Raw genomic sequence first — 15,826 nt, forward strand, 5'->3', positions numbered from 1 at the left:
GCGATGAAGGCCGTCGTCTACCGTCGTTACGGCGGACCGGAAGTCCTCGAACTCACCGAGCTGCCCGAGCCGAAGACCCACGTGGACTCGGTGCTGATCCGGGTCAGGGCCGCCGGGCTGAACCGCGCGGACGCCGCCATCCAAGCCGGGGCGCTGGACAGCGCCGTGGAAACGTTCTTCCCGGTGGTGCCCGGCTGGGACATCGCCGGTGTGGTGGAGCGCTCCGGGCCTGGCGCACCTGAGTTCGCGACGGGCGACGAGGTGATCGCGTACATCCGCGGCGACGTGCAGCGGGCGCACGGCGGCTTCGCCGAACTGGTCTCGGCGGACGTGCGCACCGTGGCGCACAAGCCGAGTGCCATGTCCTTCACCGAAGCCGCGGGACTGCCGCTGGCCGCGCTCACCGCCTACCAGGGCGTGGTGCACGCACTCGCCGTACAGCAGGGCGAGAGCGTCCTCGTGCTCGGGGCCGCCGGTGGCGTGGGATCCGTTGCCGCGCAGATCGCCCTGGCCCGGGGCGCCCGCGTCATCGGTGTGGGCTCAGCCGACGATCACGACTACCTGCGCAGGCTCGGTGCCGAAGCGGTCGCGTACGGTGAGGGCCTGACCGACCGGGTGCTCGGCCTGGTCCCGAACGGTGTGGACGCAGTGTTCGACACGATCGGCGGCGGTACCCTCGCTGCGTCGGCCGGGGCCGCACGGTCCGGCGGCCGGCTGGCGTCCATCGCCGAACCCGGCGTCCCCGGCTCCACGGACGTCTTCGCCCGCATGGACCGCGCCGACCTCACCGCGGTCACAGCACTGGCCGAGGCAGACCTGCTCACCGTACGCGTAGGCGCGGTCTTCCCCCTGGAGAAGGCGGCCGAGGCACAGCGCGCCTTCGCCGCCGGGAACATCACCGGCAAGGTCGTCCTCGAAATCGGCTGAGCCACCAGCTGGGCCTGATCCGTTTTGGCGGACATCTGAGATCAGGGGTTCGTCCCCGGGAGGATGTCCGTCACGGACCATATGGGGAAGAAGAAGCCTCGGCGCTCGGTCGGCCGTTCCTTGGCGGCCTTCTACCGCTCACCGGCCTCGTCAGCCGGACAGATCGTCCACGCGTGCGCGCAGGGCGGCGCCGTATCGGGAGTACTCCTGCGTGAGCTGGTCGATTGCCGGGATGAGTTCGGCGGCGGCGGCGCCGAAGAACTCCTCGGAGTCGGTGAGTTCGGTGGTGCCGTCGGGCTGGGGGGTGAGCACGAACGAGTGCCTGCCGAGGATCGTGTCGAGCGATCCGCCTTCCCAGACCAGCCGGTGGGGGGCCCGCACGTCGATGATCCTCAGAGCGACGTCCTGCTGACCGGTGTCGCCGCCCGAGCGGCGGCCCGGAATGTCCGCCCCGACCACTACCTGTTCGGACTTCGCGTCGAGGGACAGAACCGGGTGCCACTGCGCGTACTGGTCGAACGCCACGAGCACGCGCCAGACGTCCTCCACCGGAGCGGAGATCCTGGTCACCGCGGTGGCGGTGGGGGTCTTCTTCACGATCGGCTCCTTCCGGTGCCGTCGATGTCGGTCACGGGACCAGTACGATCCGGCCGCGCCTGCCGCCCTGGGTGAGCCGGCCATGGGCTTCGGCGGCCTGCGACAGGGGGTAGGTGTGTGCCACGCGTGGTGTCAGGACGCCCACCTCGGCGAGCGCGGAGAGGTAGGAGAGGCGGGTTGCTTCGGGGCCGGCGGTCGTGAGTCGTACCACCACGCCCCGCTGCGGCGCCGGGAGCACGTCGCCTCTCACGCTGACGAAGATGCCGCCGTCGCGGACGGCCGCCAGCGCGGGGGCGCCCAGTGCCGCCGCGTCGAGTACGCCGTCCACGCCTTCGGGCGCGAACCGGCGAACCGCCTCGCTCAGTTCCTCCTCGCGCGACACGAACCAGGTGGCGCCGAGACCGCGGAGGAACTCCTCGTCCTCGGGCCGGCCCTGCGCGACGATCCGCACGCCCCGGGTCCGGGCCAACTCGACGGCGTAGCCGCCGACGGCCCCGCCGGCGCCGGTGACCAGCAAGGTGTCGCGGGGGCGCAGCGGGAGGTGGTCCAGGGCCAGGGAGGCGGTCATCGCGTTGAGGGGGATCGTCGCCGCGAGGGTGAGGTCCATGCCCTGCGGGGCGGGCGCGATGGAAGCCAGGTCGGTCACCAGGTATTCGGCCTGGGCCTTCGTCGGGCGCAGTACCGGGGCATCGAACGCGATCACCGGGGTTCCGACCTCCAGGAGGACACCCGGGCCGACCGCATCGATCGTCCCCGCGGCGTCCAGTCCCAGACCGGCGTACTCCATGCCCTCCGGCTGCACGAAGACCCCGGCCCACACAGCGGCGTCTGCGGGATTGAGCGCGGCGGCCGCGACCTTGATACGGACCTCCAGGGGCCCTGGTTCCGGGAGGGGAACCTCCAAGACCTCGACAGCCTCGGGTCCACCGACCTTCTTCACGATCGCTGCGCGCATGATCTTCGCTCTTCCCTTTGCGTATTCGAACGTCAGGAACGCTACGAACGCTAGGCGAGTTGCGATCGATTCGTAAGTAGGCACTTTTAAGTGCGTAACGCCGCTGTCGGGCGGATAGCAGAAGAGGCTCATCCGGACCTGGCCGAACTGCGACCAGCTGCCGTTACTGGTCGGTCTGCCGGGTGTCGTAGCGGTCTCGTGCCGCGTCGACCTCATCGGTCTTGTCGGCCGCCCAGTCGCGTACCTGGGACAGCAGGTCGTACAGGCCCTCCCCTAGCGGGGTCAACTCGTAGTCGACACGTACCGGCACAGTGGGTGTAGCCGTCCGCTTCACCATGCCGTCGCGCTCGAGCATGCGCAGGGTCTGGGTGAGCATCTTCTGGCTGACGCCTGGTATCTCGCGGCTGATGTGGCTGTATCGCATGGGGTCGCCGTGTGCCCCGAGGGTGCACATCGTCAGGCTGACCCACCGGTTGCTGATCGTCGAGAGCAGCGCCACCGCGGGACAGTCATGCATGTACGCCTCGTACGTGCCGGGCTCGATCTGGTGCGTCGGCTTCGACCTGGTGGCCATCTGTCTCTCCTGTCGGGAGTGCAACGCACTAAAAGGCGCTTACTTACGAATCGATCGTAATCCACCTGGCGTTTGTGGTGTTTGCCTTTTGCATGCCCAACCACTCGAAGATCGCCCCAGGGCCCGTGCCTGCGGGCCGGTCAGCCCGTCGGCGTCGCGCGGACCGGAGCGGGCGAGGCCATGAGCTGGTGGATGCCCAGATCGAGGGCCGCTTCGAGGTGTGTGAGGGAGCCGGTGGACATCATGATCAAGACGCCGCCTTGGATACCGGCCAGCAGGGCGGCCGCGGCGCGGTCGGCGTCGAGGCCGAGCGGGATCTCGCGCTGGTCCTGCATGGCCCGGATGCCGGCCGTGATCTGGGCCTGCCACGAGGAGATCAGTTGTCTGGTGACGGCCTGTGTGCCGGGCGTGGCGGGTGTCAGCTGCGACATGAGCGCGCTGAGCGGGCACTGCTGACCCTGTCTGCGGTAGCGGTCGACGACTACGTCCCGCCAGTTGCGCCAGGCCTGCCACGAGGTCAGCTCACCGAGGTGGGGTTGCTGGTCGGACAGGACGCGGCCGGCCTCGTGCCGGGCCACGGCGAGCAGGAGCTCCTCCTTGCCGCTGGGGAAGTAGTGGAAGAGCTGGCTCTTGCTGGTGGCCGTGCGGGCGCGGATGTCGTCCAGCGTCGTCTCGATCACGCCGCGCTCGCGGATCTCCGCCGCGGCTCCTTCGATGATGCGTTGCCTGGTGGCCGCACCCTTGGGGGTCAGTTGTGGTGCCATGCCGCCATCCTGCCACTTTCTGGACTTGAAGGTCCATTTTTTGGGTGGCAGATTTGCCGTTCCCGGCCGGTTCAGTACGGACCGGTTCAGTCCGGTTCAGTGCAGTCCGGTTCAGTCCGGTTCAGTGCAGACCGGTTCAGTACAGAAAGGCACGGCATCATGACCCAGCGACTCACCGGGCGGACGGCCCTGGTCACCGGCTCCACCACGGGCATCGGCGCCGCCATCGCGGTAGCCCTGGCCGCCGAAGGCGCGTTCGTCGTCGTCAGCGGACGTGACGAGCGTCGCGGCGCGGAGGTGGTGGAGCGCATCGAGAAGGACGGTGGTGCGGCCGCCTTCGTCAAGGCGGATCTGTCCGCGGGCGCCGATGTGATCGGCCGCTTCGCCACGGACGCGGTCGCCGCGGCCGGCGGGCGGATCGACGTGCTCGTCAACAACGCGGCGCTCCTGCTCGCGCCGACCCCTACCGCGGAGGTCACGCAGGAGACCATCGACGAGGCGCTGGCCGTGAGCGTGCGGTCGATGTTCCTGCTCACCGGCCTGCTGGTTCCGCCCATGGCTGAGCGCGGCCACGGCGCCGTGGTCAACCTGGGGTCCATCAACGGCATGCGGGGCATGGCGAATTCGGCGCTCTACGGCATGACCAAGGCGGCCGTGCATTCGCTCACTGCGTCGTGGGCCGCGGAGTACGGGCCGCACGGCGTCCGGGTCAACACCGTCGCTCCCGGCCCCACGCTGACGGAGAAGGTGGCGGCGATGGAGGAGCACCTGGCCCCGATCATCGCGGGCATGCCCTCCCGCCGGGCTGGTACCCCGGCAGAGGTGGCCTCCGCCGTCGTGTTCCTCGCCAGCGACGAGGCGTCCCAGGTTCATGGCGCCACCATCACCGTCGACGGCGGATTCACCGCGGTGTAGTGGCGCGGCGGGGTGGGTCGCGACGGCGGCGCCGACGGTGGTCGGCGAGCTTCACGCAACACTCCCACCGCCCAGCGTTTCCCCAGGTCAACCCTGAACATCCTGCTGGAGTACTAGCCTGTTGAGGTTGCCGCCTTCGCTGGCACGGGGTACCACCTGTTCGGTCACACGTCAGTGGGTTCCTCTGCGGGACGCCTCATCTGAGAGACAGAAGGACACCTGTGGCCGATGAGCTGATCGATGTGGTGATCGCCGACGATCAGGAGCTGGTCCGGGCCGGCTTCGAGATGATCCTCGATGCCCAGCCGGGCATCCGGGTCGTGGGTGTCGCCCGCGACGGTGTCGAGTGCGTCGAGTTGGCCCGCCGGCTGCGCCCCGCGGTGGCGCTGGTCGACATTCGTATGCCGCGGATGGACGGTTTGGAGGTCACCCGCCTCCTGGCGGGCGAGCGGTCGGGCGAACCCACGACGAACGTCGTCGTGATCACTACGTTCGACCAGGACGACTACGTGCGCGACGCACTGCGCAACGGGGCCTGTGGCTTCCTGCTCAAAGACGCTCCGCCCGCGCTGCTGGTGGAGGCGGTACGGGCGGCTTCGCGCGGCGACGCGCTGGTCTCGCCGGCGGTCACCGTGCGGCTGCTGCGCGGACTGACGCACGGACTCGGCGGCGAGGAGCACCGGGAGGCTGCCGGGCTGAGCGGCCGGGAGACGGAGATCGCCCGTCTGGTGGCGGTGGGCCGCACCAACCAGGAGATCGCGGAGGAGCTGTTCTTGTCGCTGTCGTCGGTGAAGACGTATCTGGCCCGGATCCAGGCCAAGGTCGAGGCCCGCAACCGCGTCGAGATCGCGGCCTGGGCGTGGGAGAACAGCGTGGTCACCTCGCGCGACCAGCGTCTGTGACGGCGGGAGGCACGATGGCCCGTACCTCCCACTGACCGGAGTCCGTGGCACCGGCCCGGAACGTGCCGTCGAGTGCCTCGACGCGTTCGCGCAGACCGATCAGGCCGAAGCCGCCGCGGCCGCCCGCCGGACGGTCCGCCGGGCGCGGCCTCGCGCTGTTGGTCACCGTCACCTGCAGCCACTCCGGGGCGGCGTCCAGTCGCACGGTCACCTGCTCGCCCGGCGCATGGCGCAGGACATTGGTGAGGGCTTCCCGAACCACTCGCAGCACGGTCGCCTCGACCTCCGGGCTGAACCGGCTCGTGCGGACCGCGGCGCTCGCCTCGAGCCGGGCGGCCGGGGCGCCCGGGCGGTGTCGGGAGAACTCACCGACGAGATCCCCGAGTTCGGCGAGCAGATCGCCCGGCCGCAGGGGCTGATGGTCGTCCTCGCGCAGCACTCGCACCAGTCGGCGCATCGACTCCAAGGTCTCCGTACCGGATCTGGCGATCGCCTCCAGGGCCGGCTCGACCTTCTCGGGTGCGGTCGCGTGGACGGTCCTGGCCGCGTTGGCCTGCACGATGATGCCCGTCATGTGGTGGGCGATCAGGTCGTGCAGATCCCGGGCCAGAGCCAGCCGTTCAGCCTGCCGTACGTCCCGTTCGGCGCGCTGCCGACGGGCCTCGGTCGCGCGGAGGACGCACCCCATGGCGATGCCGAGCGAGAGCATGATCGTCACCGCGTAACTGCCCGCGAAGAAGCCGTCCAGCGTCCGGGTACGCAGTGTCTGCATCACCATGCTGACGGCCAGTGCGGCGACGGTCCACGCCATGGTGCGGGTGGGCTGGACCAGGGCGAGTGTCCGGACGATCAGGCACAGCAGCGCGAAGGCCTCCAGGTAGCCGATGTCCGTTCCGGTCACCGGCGTGAACAGGCACACGCAGCTGAGCGTGAGGGACAGGGCGGCTGCCCCCGCTGCCCGGACCGGGAACGCCGGCGAGTAGCGGGTACCGGGCAGCGCGAGCGCGGCCGCGGGGCCGGTGACGAACACCGGCATCCAGGTGGTGGGGGAGATCGGCGGCTCGGTCACGAGCAGCAGCACCAGGATGTCGCCCGCCCACAGCAGGGCCAGGGACACCATCGCGGTGGTGGAGATGACGCGTCGGATACCGGGAGAAAACGGAAGCTTCCAGTCCACGTCACCAGCCTAGGAAGCTGAACCGCTCGCGTGGTGTCGGCCGGATGACCGACACGGCGCTGCGTAGTCCGTACCCAGGGCTGACGCTGCGCCGCCGCGGGCTGCCGCAGCATGGTTCAAGGGCACGGGCGTTCCCCCGGCGCCGGTGCCCCACCCCCGACCCGTCGACGACGGGCCGCGCCCGGACCCTTCGGCGTCCCGGGCGTACGGGGTGGTCCTGGAGTGTGTGCCGCGGACCAGGAGGCCCCGGCGCACCCTGCGGGGTACCGGGTGAGCTGCCCTGGTACCGCCCTCCCTCCTTCCTCGTCTTGCTCTTGACGTACGGAGTCTGTGTTTCTCATGGCTACATTTCTGCACCGGATCGGGCGCGGCGCATTCAAGCGCCGCTGGCTGACCCTGCTGCTCTGGGCGGTCGTACTCGGCGTCGCGGGCGCCGCGGCGGCGGGCAGCAGCGGCAGCAGCGACTCGAACATCACCCTGCCCGGCATCGAGGCGCAGAAGGCGTACGACGTGCTCGGCGAGAAGTTCCCCGCGGCCAACGCCGACGGGGCGAGCGCCCGTGTCGTCGTCCGGGCGCCCGACGGGGAGAAGCTGGCCGGCAGCGGTCCGCGGGCCGAAGTCTCCTCACTGCTCAAGGAACTCAAGGCCTCATCGCCGCGGGTGGCCTCGGTTTCCGACCCGTTCGCGGCCAAGACCATCAGCGCCGACGGCACCACCGGCTATGCCCAGGTCACGTACAAGGCCAAGGCCGCCGACCTGACCGACGCGGACCACCATCGCGTCGACGACGCGCTCGACGCCGCACGCGACCAGGGCCTGACCGTCGAGGCGTCCGGCAGCGCACTGGCACCCGCCGAGTCGGGCAGTTCCTCCGAGGCGCTCGGGTTCGTGCTCGCCGCGCTGATCCTGGTCATCACCTTCGGCTCGTTCATCGCGGCCGGCATGCCGCTGCTGACCGCCGTGGCCGGTGTCGGCATCACCATGGGTGCCATCACCGCGCTCACCGCCGCCCTGGACCTCAGCAGCAGTACCTCGGCGCTCGCGGCCATGCTGGGCATCGCGGTGGGCATCGACTACGCCCTGTTCATCGTCTCCCGCTACCGCTCCGAACGCGCCGCAGGGCATGACGCCCGCGAGGCGGCCGCCCGGGCGAACGGGACCGCTGGTTCCGCGGTGGTCTTCGCCGGTCTGACCGTCGTCATCGCCCTGGTCGGCCTGGCCGTGGTGAACCTGCCCGTCCTCACGGCCATGGGAATGGCAGGCGCCGGCGCTGTCATCGTCGCCGTCCTGGTCGCCATCACCCTGGTCCCGGCCCTGCTGGCCTTTGCCCCCGACCGGGCCCTGGGGCGTAGTTCGAGCCGGAGGCCCGCCCGTACGAAGAACACTGCCGTGAAGCCGCCGGCGGCGGAACGCTGGGCGGCCTTCGTCCTACGCCGCCCGTGGAAGGTCCTGCTCTTCTCGGTTCTTGGTCTCGGTGTGATCGCACTGCCCGCGACCAAGCTCGAACTGGGCCTGCCCGACGACAGTTCCAAGCCCACGGCCACCACCGAGCGCAGGGCCTACGACATGCTGACCGAGTCGTTCGGCCCCGGCTTCAACGGCCCGCTGACCCTCGTCGTCAGCGACAGCGATCCCGCGGTCACGAAGACCGCGGTCGGTCAACTCACCGACCGGGTCGCGGACTTGAAGGACGTCGCCGCCGTCACCCCGGCCATGTACAACCCGGCCGGTGACACCGCGTTGGTGACCGTCGTCCCCAAGAGCTCGCCCGCGAGCGAACAGACCAACGACCTCGTCCACACCATCCGAGACCAGGCCCAGGGCGTCCGGACCGCGACCGGCGCGCAGGCCCTGGTCAGCGGTACCACCGCGATGAACATCGACGTCGCCGCGAAGTTCTCAGCCGCGATGGTCCCCTACCTGGCGCTCATCGTCGGCCTGGCCTTCTTGGTCCTGATCCTCGTCTTCCGCTCGATTCTGGTGCCGCTCAAGGCGGCGCTCGGCTTCCTGCTGTCCGTCCTGGCCTCTCTCGGTGCGGTGGTCGCGGTCTTCCAGTGGGGCTGGTTCAAGGACCTGTTCGGCCTGCAGGCCACCGGCCCGGTCATGAGCCTCATGCCGATCCTCCTGGTCGGCATCGTCTTCGGCCTCGCCATGGACTACCAGGTCTTCCTGGTCACCCGGATCCGTGAGGCGTACGTCCACGGCGCCGAGCCGCGAGCCGCGATCACCGAGGGCTTCCGGCACAGTGGGAAGGTCGTCATCGCCGCCGCCCTCATCATGACGGGTGTCTTCGGCGGCTTCGTCGGCGGCGCCGACGCCATGATCAAATCACTCGGCTTCGGTCTGGCCGTCGCGGTGGTCTTCGACGCGTTCGTGGTCCGCATGACCATCGTGCCCGCCGTCCTGGCACTGCTCGGCCAACGGGCCTGGTCGCTGCCCGGCTGGCTCGACCGACGCCTGCCGCACGTCGACATCGAAGGCGAGAAGCTCGGCAGCGCCGTCCCCGCGCCCCACGAACCTGCCCCCAGTGACGCCGACTTCACCCCGACCCGCTGAGCCCCCGATGCGCCCGCACATCCCGTGTGCGGGCGCATGACCCCAGGAGTGAGTCATGCGCAAAGGCACCGCGGTCCTCACCGTCGCGATCGTCGTCACTCTGGTGGCCCTGTCCCAACAGGCCCAAAAGCGCACGGCCGAGCTTCCGGACCTGCGCGGAATGACCCTCCGCGAGGCTCAGACGGCCGCCCGGAAGGCAGGATTCAACCGGCTCGCCGGCGAAGACGCCCACTACAGCAATCGCATTCCGCTGCTCGGAAGCAACTGGAAAGTCTGCTCGCAGCAGCCGCCGCCTGCGCGCTTGTCCCTCACCACATCCGTCACCCTGTACGTCGTGAAGAAGGGCGAGACCTGCTGAAAGGGCGTTTCCTGGTCGGCTGTCGCTTCGGCTGCATCGAGTTGACACGAAGAAGCGCTGACAGTAGGCGCATCGCCTGCGTGATCTTGTCGGCCACTTGATTCGGACAACGGCTGCGCTGCAGTTCGTCCAGGGCATCTTCATGCAGGACGTCGACGGTCAGCGGGCCATCCTGCGCGAAAGCCCCAACGGTAACCAGCCCGGCTAATGACGGGGCGCGGCGAGCGGCCGTTCCGAAGCGGGAGCGTCGCCGGCCCGGTCGATGGCGCGCAGCTCGTCGAGGCTGTCGGCGAGGGTGCGGCCTGCCAATGCGCCGAGGACGGCTGCCTCGGTCTCGTCGGTGAGCCTGGCGAAGTACTCGGCGGAGTGGTTGGTGACCAGGCACTCCCGGGGCCCCTCCCGGCGGGGGGCGAACAGCGGCTTGTCGCCGACGGATGAGCGGTAGATCTCTCCCAGCGTGATCCGGTCCGCGGACCTGCCGAGGCGGACGCCCCCGCTGCGGCCCTTGATGGACGCGACGAGGCCGTCCTGTACCAGCGGGACCATGAGCTTGCGCACAAGGCTCGGGTTCGTGTCCAGACTCCTGGCGAGCTGGGTGGAGCTGAGTACGGGACTGCCCGCTTCCTCGGCTTGGCCCAGCAGGAGCATGGCCTTCAGCGCGCTGGAGAACCTCACGTCCAGCATGCTCGTACCCCTCTCTTCCGCCGCTCGGTCCGGGTGGCTCCTGACGCCCCCATATTAGCAACTCTTACAGTTGCGCTTCCGTCCAGGGATATGTACTTTTCAAACATGCATATTGCGTCCCGGGTACCCGCCTGCGGCGCACGAGCGACCGGTCGCCCCTCTGCCCCACGAGCCCGGACATCGACGGGCATCACAGAGAGAACTGGAGAACGTCATGAGCACCGAGAACGAGATCAGGGAGATCGTTTCCCGATACACCCGGGCCGCGGACCAGCGCGACGGCAAGGCGCTGGCAGAGCTCTTCGAGGCCGACGCAGACGTTTCCGTCCACTACCACCGCGGCCCGGATGGGGATGAGTTGCTGGGAACCCTCTCCGGCGGAGCGCAGATCGCGGAGGCCATGTCCACGTCCATGGCGCCGCACCCGCCCCTGGGCTGGAGCCACCACACCACCTACGACCACCTGGTCTCCGTCGACGGCGACGAGGCCGGCATCGAAACCCAGTTCATCACCTTCGACGTCGTCGGAATCAGGAAGCCCGAGGGCGGGTGGCCCGAGGGCACCTTCGGCGCCCAGGGCACCATCAAGCCCATCGAGTCCGGGTACTACCGCTTCAGCTTCCGCCGGACCGAGGGCGTCTGGCGCATCCGTCACCTGGGCGTCATTCACGACATCCCCTACGTCTACTGATCACGCTGCGGCCCGTTCCCCAAGCCCCCACAGCGGGCTGCGGAGGGGGCTGCCGACCGGACCTGAGCCGCTCCGCGGCCGGGACAACTCCGTCATGCGCCGCCGGCTGTCGCCCCAGGAGAAGACAGCCGGCGGCGGTACGGGCCCTTGGCGGCCTCTTCCGCAGCCATGCACGGCACGTTCCGACCTCTTGCGGCCCCGGGCAGGCGAAGACCCCGCTCGCCGGGGCGGAGCTGGGCCGGGGCTCTTGATGCAATTCAACAGTCACTGTTGATCGCACGACTCCCGCTTCGGGGGCCACGCTTCGGGGGCCAACGAGAGGCATTCGCGCGCATCGGCACTCGACCGGGAGGTTTCCCAGGGATGGCAACACTTGGACTCATCGGCAGTGGAAACATCGGTAGCACGCTCGCCCGTCTGGCGGTCGACGCCGGCATGGACGTCGCGCTCAGCAACTCGAGGGGGCCGCAGACGCTTTCCGGCCTCGTGGACGAACTGGGGCCGCGGGCCCGTGCGGCCACTCCCGCGCAAGCGGCAACCGCCGGGGACTGGGTCGTCGTGACGATCCCGCTCGGCGCTGTCGCGACGGTTCCCCGGGAGCCCCTCGTCGGCAAGACGGTCATCGACACCGGCAACTACTGGGCCCCGCGTGACGGCATCATCCCGGAACTCGAAACGCATGAACTCACCGACAGCGAACTGCTCCAGCGACACCTGGCCGAGGCCCACGTCGTGAAGGCGTTCAACAACATCAACTACAAACACCTGGCGGCGCTGTCGCGCCCCGTGGACGCGGCCGACCGCACCACCCTGCCGATCGCCGGCGACGACCCGGACACAAAGAAGCACGCCGCCGAGTTGCTCTCGCTGCTCGGGTACGACTCCGTCGACATGGGACCGCTCACCGAAAGCTGGCGCTCACATGTGGGCACCCCGGTCTTCTGCGCGCCCTACGCGGTGACCAAGAACGACCAGTACCTGAACCAGCCGGCCGCTCCCGCCTCTACCGCCGAGATCGTCGCGGCGCTGGCCTCAGCACGGCGCTGAGCCAGGCGCCGCAGGAGCCGTCAGAGGACGGTCCGTGAGTTGGTGTTCCTTCCTCCTGGGATGACCAGGGCCACACAACCCGCCCGCGCCAATGACTGTACTATTCGGTACAGTCTGAGGATGGTTACCTACGAGATCAGCGAGGCCGACCTGTCGTCGGTCCCCGTGTCCTATCGGACCGAGTCGCGGTATCTGGGCTACCGGGAGGCGGACCGGGCCCAGCCGTACGCCGAGTTCTTCCGCGAGGACGTCCTGCCGGTGCAGGGCCACGTGGGAGAGGCGCTCCTCGCCGGCATGGCTCCCACCGAATACGGCTACCGCCCCTCCGACGCGGTCCGCATGCTCACCCGGCCCGGCCACCACCCGATGGAGACCGGCTGGACGGTCCTGGACGACGGCACGGTCATGGTCTCCGTCCTGACCGACATGCCCAACGTGACCGGTGAGATGTGGGACTGGTGGTTCGGCTGGCACAGCTGCGAGTCGGCCCGGTACAAGCTCTGGCATCCGCAGGCCCACCAGTTCAGCGCGGTCGGCCAGCCGCGCAGCGGCATCCGCGACCTCTCCGACCGGCAGCGCTACATCGGCAACGTCTCCTACGTCGACGAGTACGTCGGCGGCCACCTGGTGCCGCTCGCCATCCGCTTCGTCGACCCCGCACGGATGGGCTTCGACGACATCCCGTCCGGCGACACGGTCATCGTCGCCAGGGTCGGGCCCAGCACCGCGCCTGCCGCCTTCGGATGGATCGTCCACCAGGTACGCGCCACCGCAGCCGGCTCGGAGATGCGCAGCCGGTTCTTCCTGAACTACCCGCAGCACCTCGATCTGCCGCCCGCGTCGCTGGCCCAGCCGCCGGCCGGACGCGCACCTACCGGCGCGCCCGATCTCGAAGCGCTCGGAGTCGCCCTGCTGCACCACTGCGCGGCGGAGATGAACCACCTCGCCTCGTTCCTGCCCGAACTCCGCGACACATTCGACGGAACGCCGTGAACGGAACGGCTGTGAACCTGCCTATTGAGCATGCGCCCGCATTGGGAAACCGCAGGACTCCTGCCGGAGGCAAGCTCAGACAACCCGTCGAAGCTCAACGACCGGGATGACCCTGGCAGCCATGCGTTGGTACTCGGCAAAGTGCGGCGCCACGGCGACCTGCTTGGCGAAATACTCGTCGCGCTCAGGGCCCGAAAGCGGTAGAGCGACCCCCTCGAACGTCTCGGTGCCAAGCTCAACCGTGACTCTCGGGTTGGCGAGAAGGTTGTGGTACCAGGCAGGGTTGTCGTCGGCGCCGCCCTTGGTGGCGAACACGAAGATCCGGCCGTCCTCGGCGAAGTAGGCCAGCGGCGTGATTCGCTTGACACCGGACCTGGCGCCGACGTGGTGCACCAGGACCAACGGCGTGCCCGCGAATGCCCCACCAACTTTGCCGCCATTGTCGCGGAACTCGGCGACAACTTTCTTGTTCATCTCGTTGAAGTCCATTGGCTCGGCCATCCGAAGCCTCCTCCGCTGCATTTGTCCAACTGGTCGACCGACAACCTCGACGCGGTGCTGCGTGGGCGAGTGCTACCCGATACGGGTCAAGGCCGACTGGGCGCCTGCGGCCTGGATGTATGCGATCAATGTCTGGATCGTGAGAGCGTGCGCGAAGTCCGGTACTTTGCAGGTGTCCTTGGCCAGATCCTCGGCGAACGCCGCGTAGAGCGCGGCGACGTTACGGGCAGGTCCGACCGGGATGGCGGCGAGGTCCGGGCTGGCGGGCTTCGGCAACTCCAGGCGGCTCAGCGTTGTTTCCGGGGTGCTCCCGCCTGCCAAGGTCAGTTCGGTGGCCTGGATGTTCCCGTTCGCCACCGGGCTGGTCAACAACAGGTCGCCCGATGTGCCGTTGATCTCCCACCGCAGATCACCGGCGCGAGACAAGCCTCCGCGGTAGAAGATCGACGCGGTGGCTCCCGACCGTAGACCTGCGGTCACGGCGATTTGATCCGGTGCTGTCACTGGCACATCCGCGCCCTCGTCTGCGATCTGGACCACTCCGCGGCCGATTCCGAGGGTTGCGGTGACGCTGGTGATGTCGCCGAGTACGTAGGTGAGCGCGTCGAGGGCGTGGCCCGTCGGCACAGTGAGAGTGGTCGCGCCGTTGGCGGCGTCGAACATGTAGGCGTGAGCTCGGTCCGTCGTCGCTCCCCAGGCCACGCCGGACCCGATCAGCGTGGTTGCCAGTGTCCGGCCGAGATAGCCCTCGCTGACAAGGTCATGCATGCGGCGCACTGCGGGCGCAAACCTCGATTGGAGTCCGATGACTGTGCGCACACCATTGGCCTCGGCGAGCTCGGCCAGTGTGCTGGCTTCCGCCGGCGTCGCACCCAGTGGCCATTCGCTGTAGACCATTTTGCCCGCCGCGAGCGCCTGCTTGACGAGGTCGTAGTGGTGCGTGACCTTGACGGCGACAACCACAAGATCGACGCCAGGATGGTCGATCAACTTGCGTGCATCGTCGAAGCCCTCGACGCCGTAGGCCTGTGCGGCGGCATCGGCGGACGCCCGTCGGCTCGTCGCGACCGCGCGCAACTCGAAGCCGCGCAATGCGCGCAGGGCGGGGATGTGCGAGTTCGCCGCCCAACTGTTTGGCCCCGGACTGGCGCCGATTACGCCGACACCTATGGGCTTTGTCATATCTCTCTCTTCTCGGGAAGTACCGGGTGCGCTCAGAATTCGAGGACGAGGCGTCCCCGAACTCCGCCTGCCTCGAGCCGACGATGCGTTTCAGCGGCCTCGCTCGCGGGATAGACCGCAGCCACCCGCATCGAGAGCTTGCCGTCTTCCACCAGAAGGCGGAGTTGCTCGAGCTTGTCGGTGGCGAACCGGTATTCGGGCACCCAGACGTCGCGGACGTGCACTCCGGCTCGGCCCGACAGCGGGCTCGCCCCCCGCTCCGTCGGCCCCCGCAGAATCGCGAGTTGACCGCCCGGCCGGATCGCCGGCTCTACCTGGGCGCCCAGGAGGGCGGCGTCGATCACCGCGTCGACACCCTCTGGTCGCACCTCCAGGATCCGGTCTGCGATGCCGTCGCCTCGAGCGACGACCTCATCGGCACCCAGACCGCGCACCAGATCGACGTCGGCTGCGGCAGCGTCGGCGATCACCCGAAGGCCGTCGGCCTTCGCAAGTTCCACCGCGTAGCCCCCCACGGCGCCGGCCGCGCCGGTGATCGCGATCCAAGCCCCAGGCGGGAGTGACAGCACGTCGATCGCAAGACGCGCGGTGAGCCCGTTCATCGGCACCGTCGCGGCCTCGGCATGCCGCGCTCCCTCGGGGGAGCGGCTCACCTGCCGTGCGTCGAGCACCACGAGCTCGGCGTAGGCGCCGCCCGAGGCGTCGATGGGGACGACCATGGCCATCACTCGGTCACCGAGCTCGAGGTCGGTATCGGTCTCCTCGCCGATCTCGTCGATGACTCCGGCCAGATCCATGCCGGGCCTGTAGGGCTGAGGCACCACCTCGGACATTGCCCCGTCTGTGTCGCCGATCCGCAGGAGGGTGTCGGCAGGGTTCACCGCGGCCGCGTGCACTCGGATCCGGACCTGTCCCGGTCCTGCATGCGGCTCGGGCAGGTCGACCAGGCGCAGCACCTCCGGCCCGCCGTACTCGGTCACTGCTACCGCTTTCACGGATCACC

The 15,826-nt window shown here is 69.1% G+C and carries 17 protein-coding genes; 8 read left to right on the forward strand and 9 right to left on the reverse strand.

The genetic code is table 11. The features are described from left to right. The first annotated feature begins 3 nt into the window (after window positions 1-3). Entirely contained in the window at window positions 4-927 is a 924-nt protein-coding gene (locus ACIHFB_RS31115) for an NADP-dependent oxidoreductase (RefSeq protein WP_365286321.1), read from the forward strand. A gap of 150 nt (window positions 928-1,077) precedes the next feature. Here ACIHFB_RS31115 and ACIHFB_RS31120 read toward each other — a convergent pair whose 3' ends face one another. The 4 genes from ACIHFB_RS31120 to ACIHFB_RS31135 all read right to left on the reverse strand — a co-directional run bounded on the left by ACIHFB_RS31120 (window position 1,078) and on the right by ACIHFB_RS31135 (window position 3,817). Beyond that, window positions 1,078-1,524: an SRPBCC domain-containing protein gene (locus ACIHFB_RS31120; RefSeq protein WP_365286319.1), complete on the reverse strand. Its 447-nt coding sequence runs from the start codon at window positions 1,522-1,524 to the stop codon at window positions 1,078-1,080. 31 nt (window positions 1,525-1,555) lie between these two features. After that, window positions 1,556-2,479 (reverse strand): zinc-binding dehydrogenase, encoded by a 924-nt coding sequence (locus ACIHFB_RS31125; RefSeq protein ID WP_400128697.1) that lies wholly within the window; start codon window positions 2,477-2,479, stop codon window positions 1,556-1,558. Between the two features lie 163 nt (window positions 2,480-2,642). After that, complete coding sequence (locus tag ACIHFB_RS31130; RefSeq protein WP_365286315.1) at window positions 2,643-3,053, reverse strand: helix-turn-helix domain-containing protein; 411 nt, start codon at window positions 3,051-3,053, stop codon at window positions 2,643-2,645. 140 nt (window positions 3,054-3,193) lie between these two features. After that, window positions 3,194-3,817: a TetR/AcrR family transcriptional regulator gene (locus tag ACIHFB_RS31135; RefSeq protein WP_400128698.1), complete on the reverse strand. Its 624-nt coding sequence runs from the start codon at window positions 3,815-3,817 to the stop codon at window positions 3,194-3,196. Window positions 3,818-3,976: 159 nt separating this feature from the next. Between ACIHFB_RS31135 and ACIHFB_RS31140 the strand changes: the two genes are divergently transcribed. Continuing rightward, entirely contained in the window at window positions 3,977-4,732 is a 756-nt protein-coding gene (locus ACIHFB_RS31140; protein WP_400128699.1) for an SDR family NAD(P)-dependent oxidoreductase, read from the forward strand. 221 nt (window positions 4,733-4,953) lie between these two features. Beyond that, window positions 4,954-5,634, forward strand: coding sequence for a response regulator transcription factor (locus ACIHFB_RS31145; protein ID WP_365286308.1), 681 nt, complete (start codon window positions 4,954-4,956; stop codon window positions 5,632-5,634). Here ACIHFB_RS31145 and ACIHFB_RS31150 read toward each other — a convergent pair. After that, complete coding sequence (locus ACIHFB_RS31150; RefSeq protein ID WP_365286306.1) at window positions 5,609-6,811, reverse strand: histidine kinase; 1,203 nt, start codon at window positions 6,809-6,811, stop codon at window positions 5,609-5,611. The genes ACIHFB_RS31145 and ACIHFB_RS31150 overlap by 26 nt on opposite strands. Window positions 6,812-7,150: 339 nt before the next feature. Between ACIHFB_RS31150 and ACIHFB_RS31155 the strand changes: the two genes are divergently transcribed. Next, the gene (locus tag ACIHFB_RS31155; protein ID WP_400128700.1) at window positions 7,151-9,367 is read left to right on the forward strand and encodes an MMPL family transporter; all 2,217 of its coding nucleotides are present in this window, start codon (window positions 7,151-7,153) and stop codon (window positions 9,365-9,367) included. 55 nt (window positions 9,368-9,422) lie between these two features. Continuing rightward, complete coding sequence (locus tag ACIHFB_RS31160) at window positions 9,423-9,725, forward strand: PASTA domain-containing protein (protein WP_365286302.1); 303 nt, start codon at window positions 9,423-9,425, stop codon at window positions 9,723-9,725. Window positions 9,726-9,929: 204 nt separating this feature from the next. On the opposite strand, the gene ACIHFB_RS31165 is transcribed toward ACIHFB_RS31160, so the two are convergent. Further along, on the reverse strand, window positions 9,930-10,409 hold the full coding sequence (locus ACIHFB_RS31165) for an Rrf2 family transcriptional regulator (protein ID WP_365286300.1): 480 nt from the start codon (window positions 10,407-10,409) through the stop codon (window positions 9,930-9,932). A gap of 214 nt (window positions 10,410-10,623) precedes the next feature. On the opposite strand from ACIHFB_RS31165, the gene ACIHFB_RS31170 reads away from it, so the two are divergent. The 3 genes from ACIHFB_RS31170 to ACIHFB_RS31180 all read left to right on the forward strand — a co-directional run bounded on the left by ACIHFB_RS31170 (window position 10,624) and on the right by ACIHFB_RS31180 (window position 13,140). After that, window positions 10,624-11,100, forward strand: a complete 477-nt coding sequence (locus ACIHFB_RS31170) for a nuclear transport factor 2 family protein (RefSeq protein WP_365286298.1) — start codon at window positions 10,624-10,626, stop codon at window positions 11,098-11,100. A gap of 363 nt (window positions 11,101-11,463) precedes the next feature. Next, window positions 11,464-12,147: an NADPH-dependent F420 reductase gene (locus ACIHFB_RS31175; RefSeq protein ID WP_400128701.1), complete on the forward strand. Its 684-nt coding sequence runs from the start codon at window positions 11,464-11,466 to the stop codon at window positions 12,145-12,147. Window positions 12,148-12,267: 120 nt separating this feature from the next. Further along, entirely contained in the window at window positions 12,268-13,140 is an 873-nt protein-coding gene (locus ACIHFB_RS31180; protein ID WP_400128702.1) for a DAPG hydrolase family protein, read from the forward strand. Between the two features lie 75 nt (window positions 13,141-13,215). On the opposite strand, the gene ACIHFB_RS31185 is transcribed toward ACIHFB_RS31180, so the two are convergent. The 3 genes from ACIHFB_RS31185 to ACIHFB_RS31195 form a co-directional block, all read right to left on the reverse strand. Further along, window positions 13,216-13,641 (reverse strand): nitroreductase family deazaflavin-dependent oxidoreductase, encoded by a 426-nt coding sequence (locus tag ACIHFB_RS31185; RefSeq protein WP_365286292.1) that lies wholly within the window; start codon window positions 13,639-13,641, stop codon window positions 13,216-13,218. A 72-nt stretch (window positions 13,642-13,713) separates the two neighbouring features. Beyond that, complete coding sequence (locus ACIHFB_RS31190; RefSeq protein WP_400128703.1) at window positions 13,714-14,823, reverse strand: Gfo/Idh/MocA family protein; 1,110 nt, start codon at window positions 14,821-14,823, stop codon at window positions 13,714-13,716. Between the two features lie 32 nt (window positions 14,824-14,855). Then, complete coding sequence (locus ACIHFB_RS31195) at window positions 14,856-15,803, reverse strand: NADP-dependent oxidoreductase (protein WP_400128704.1); 948 nt, start codon at window positions 15,801-15,803, stop codon at window positions 14,856-14,858. Window positions 15,804-15,826 lie beyond the last annotated feature (23 nt).

Origin of the sequence: Streptomyces sp. NPDC051963 (genome assembly GCF_044593495.1) — a bacterium.
GTDB lineage: Bacteria > Actinomycetota > Actinomycetes > Streptomycetales > Streptomycetaceae > Streptomyces.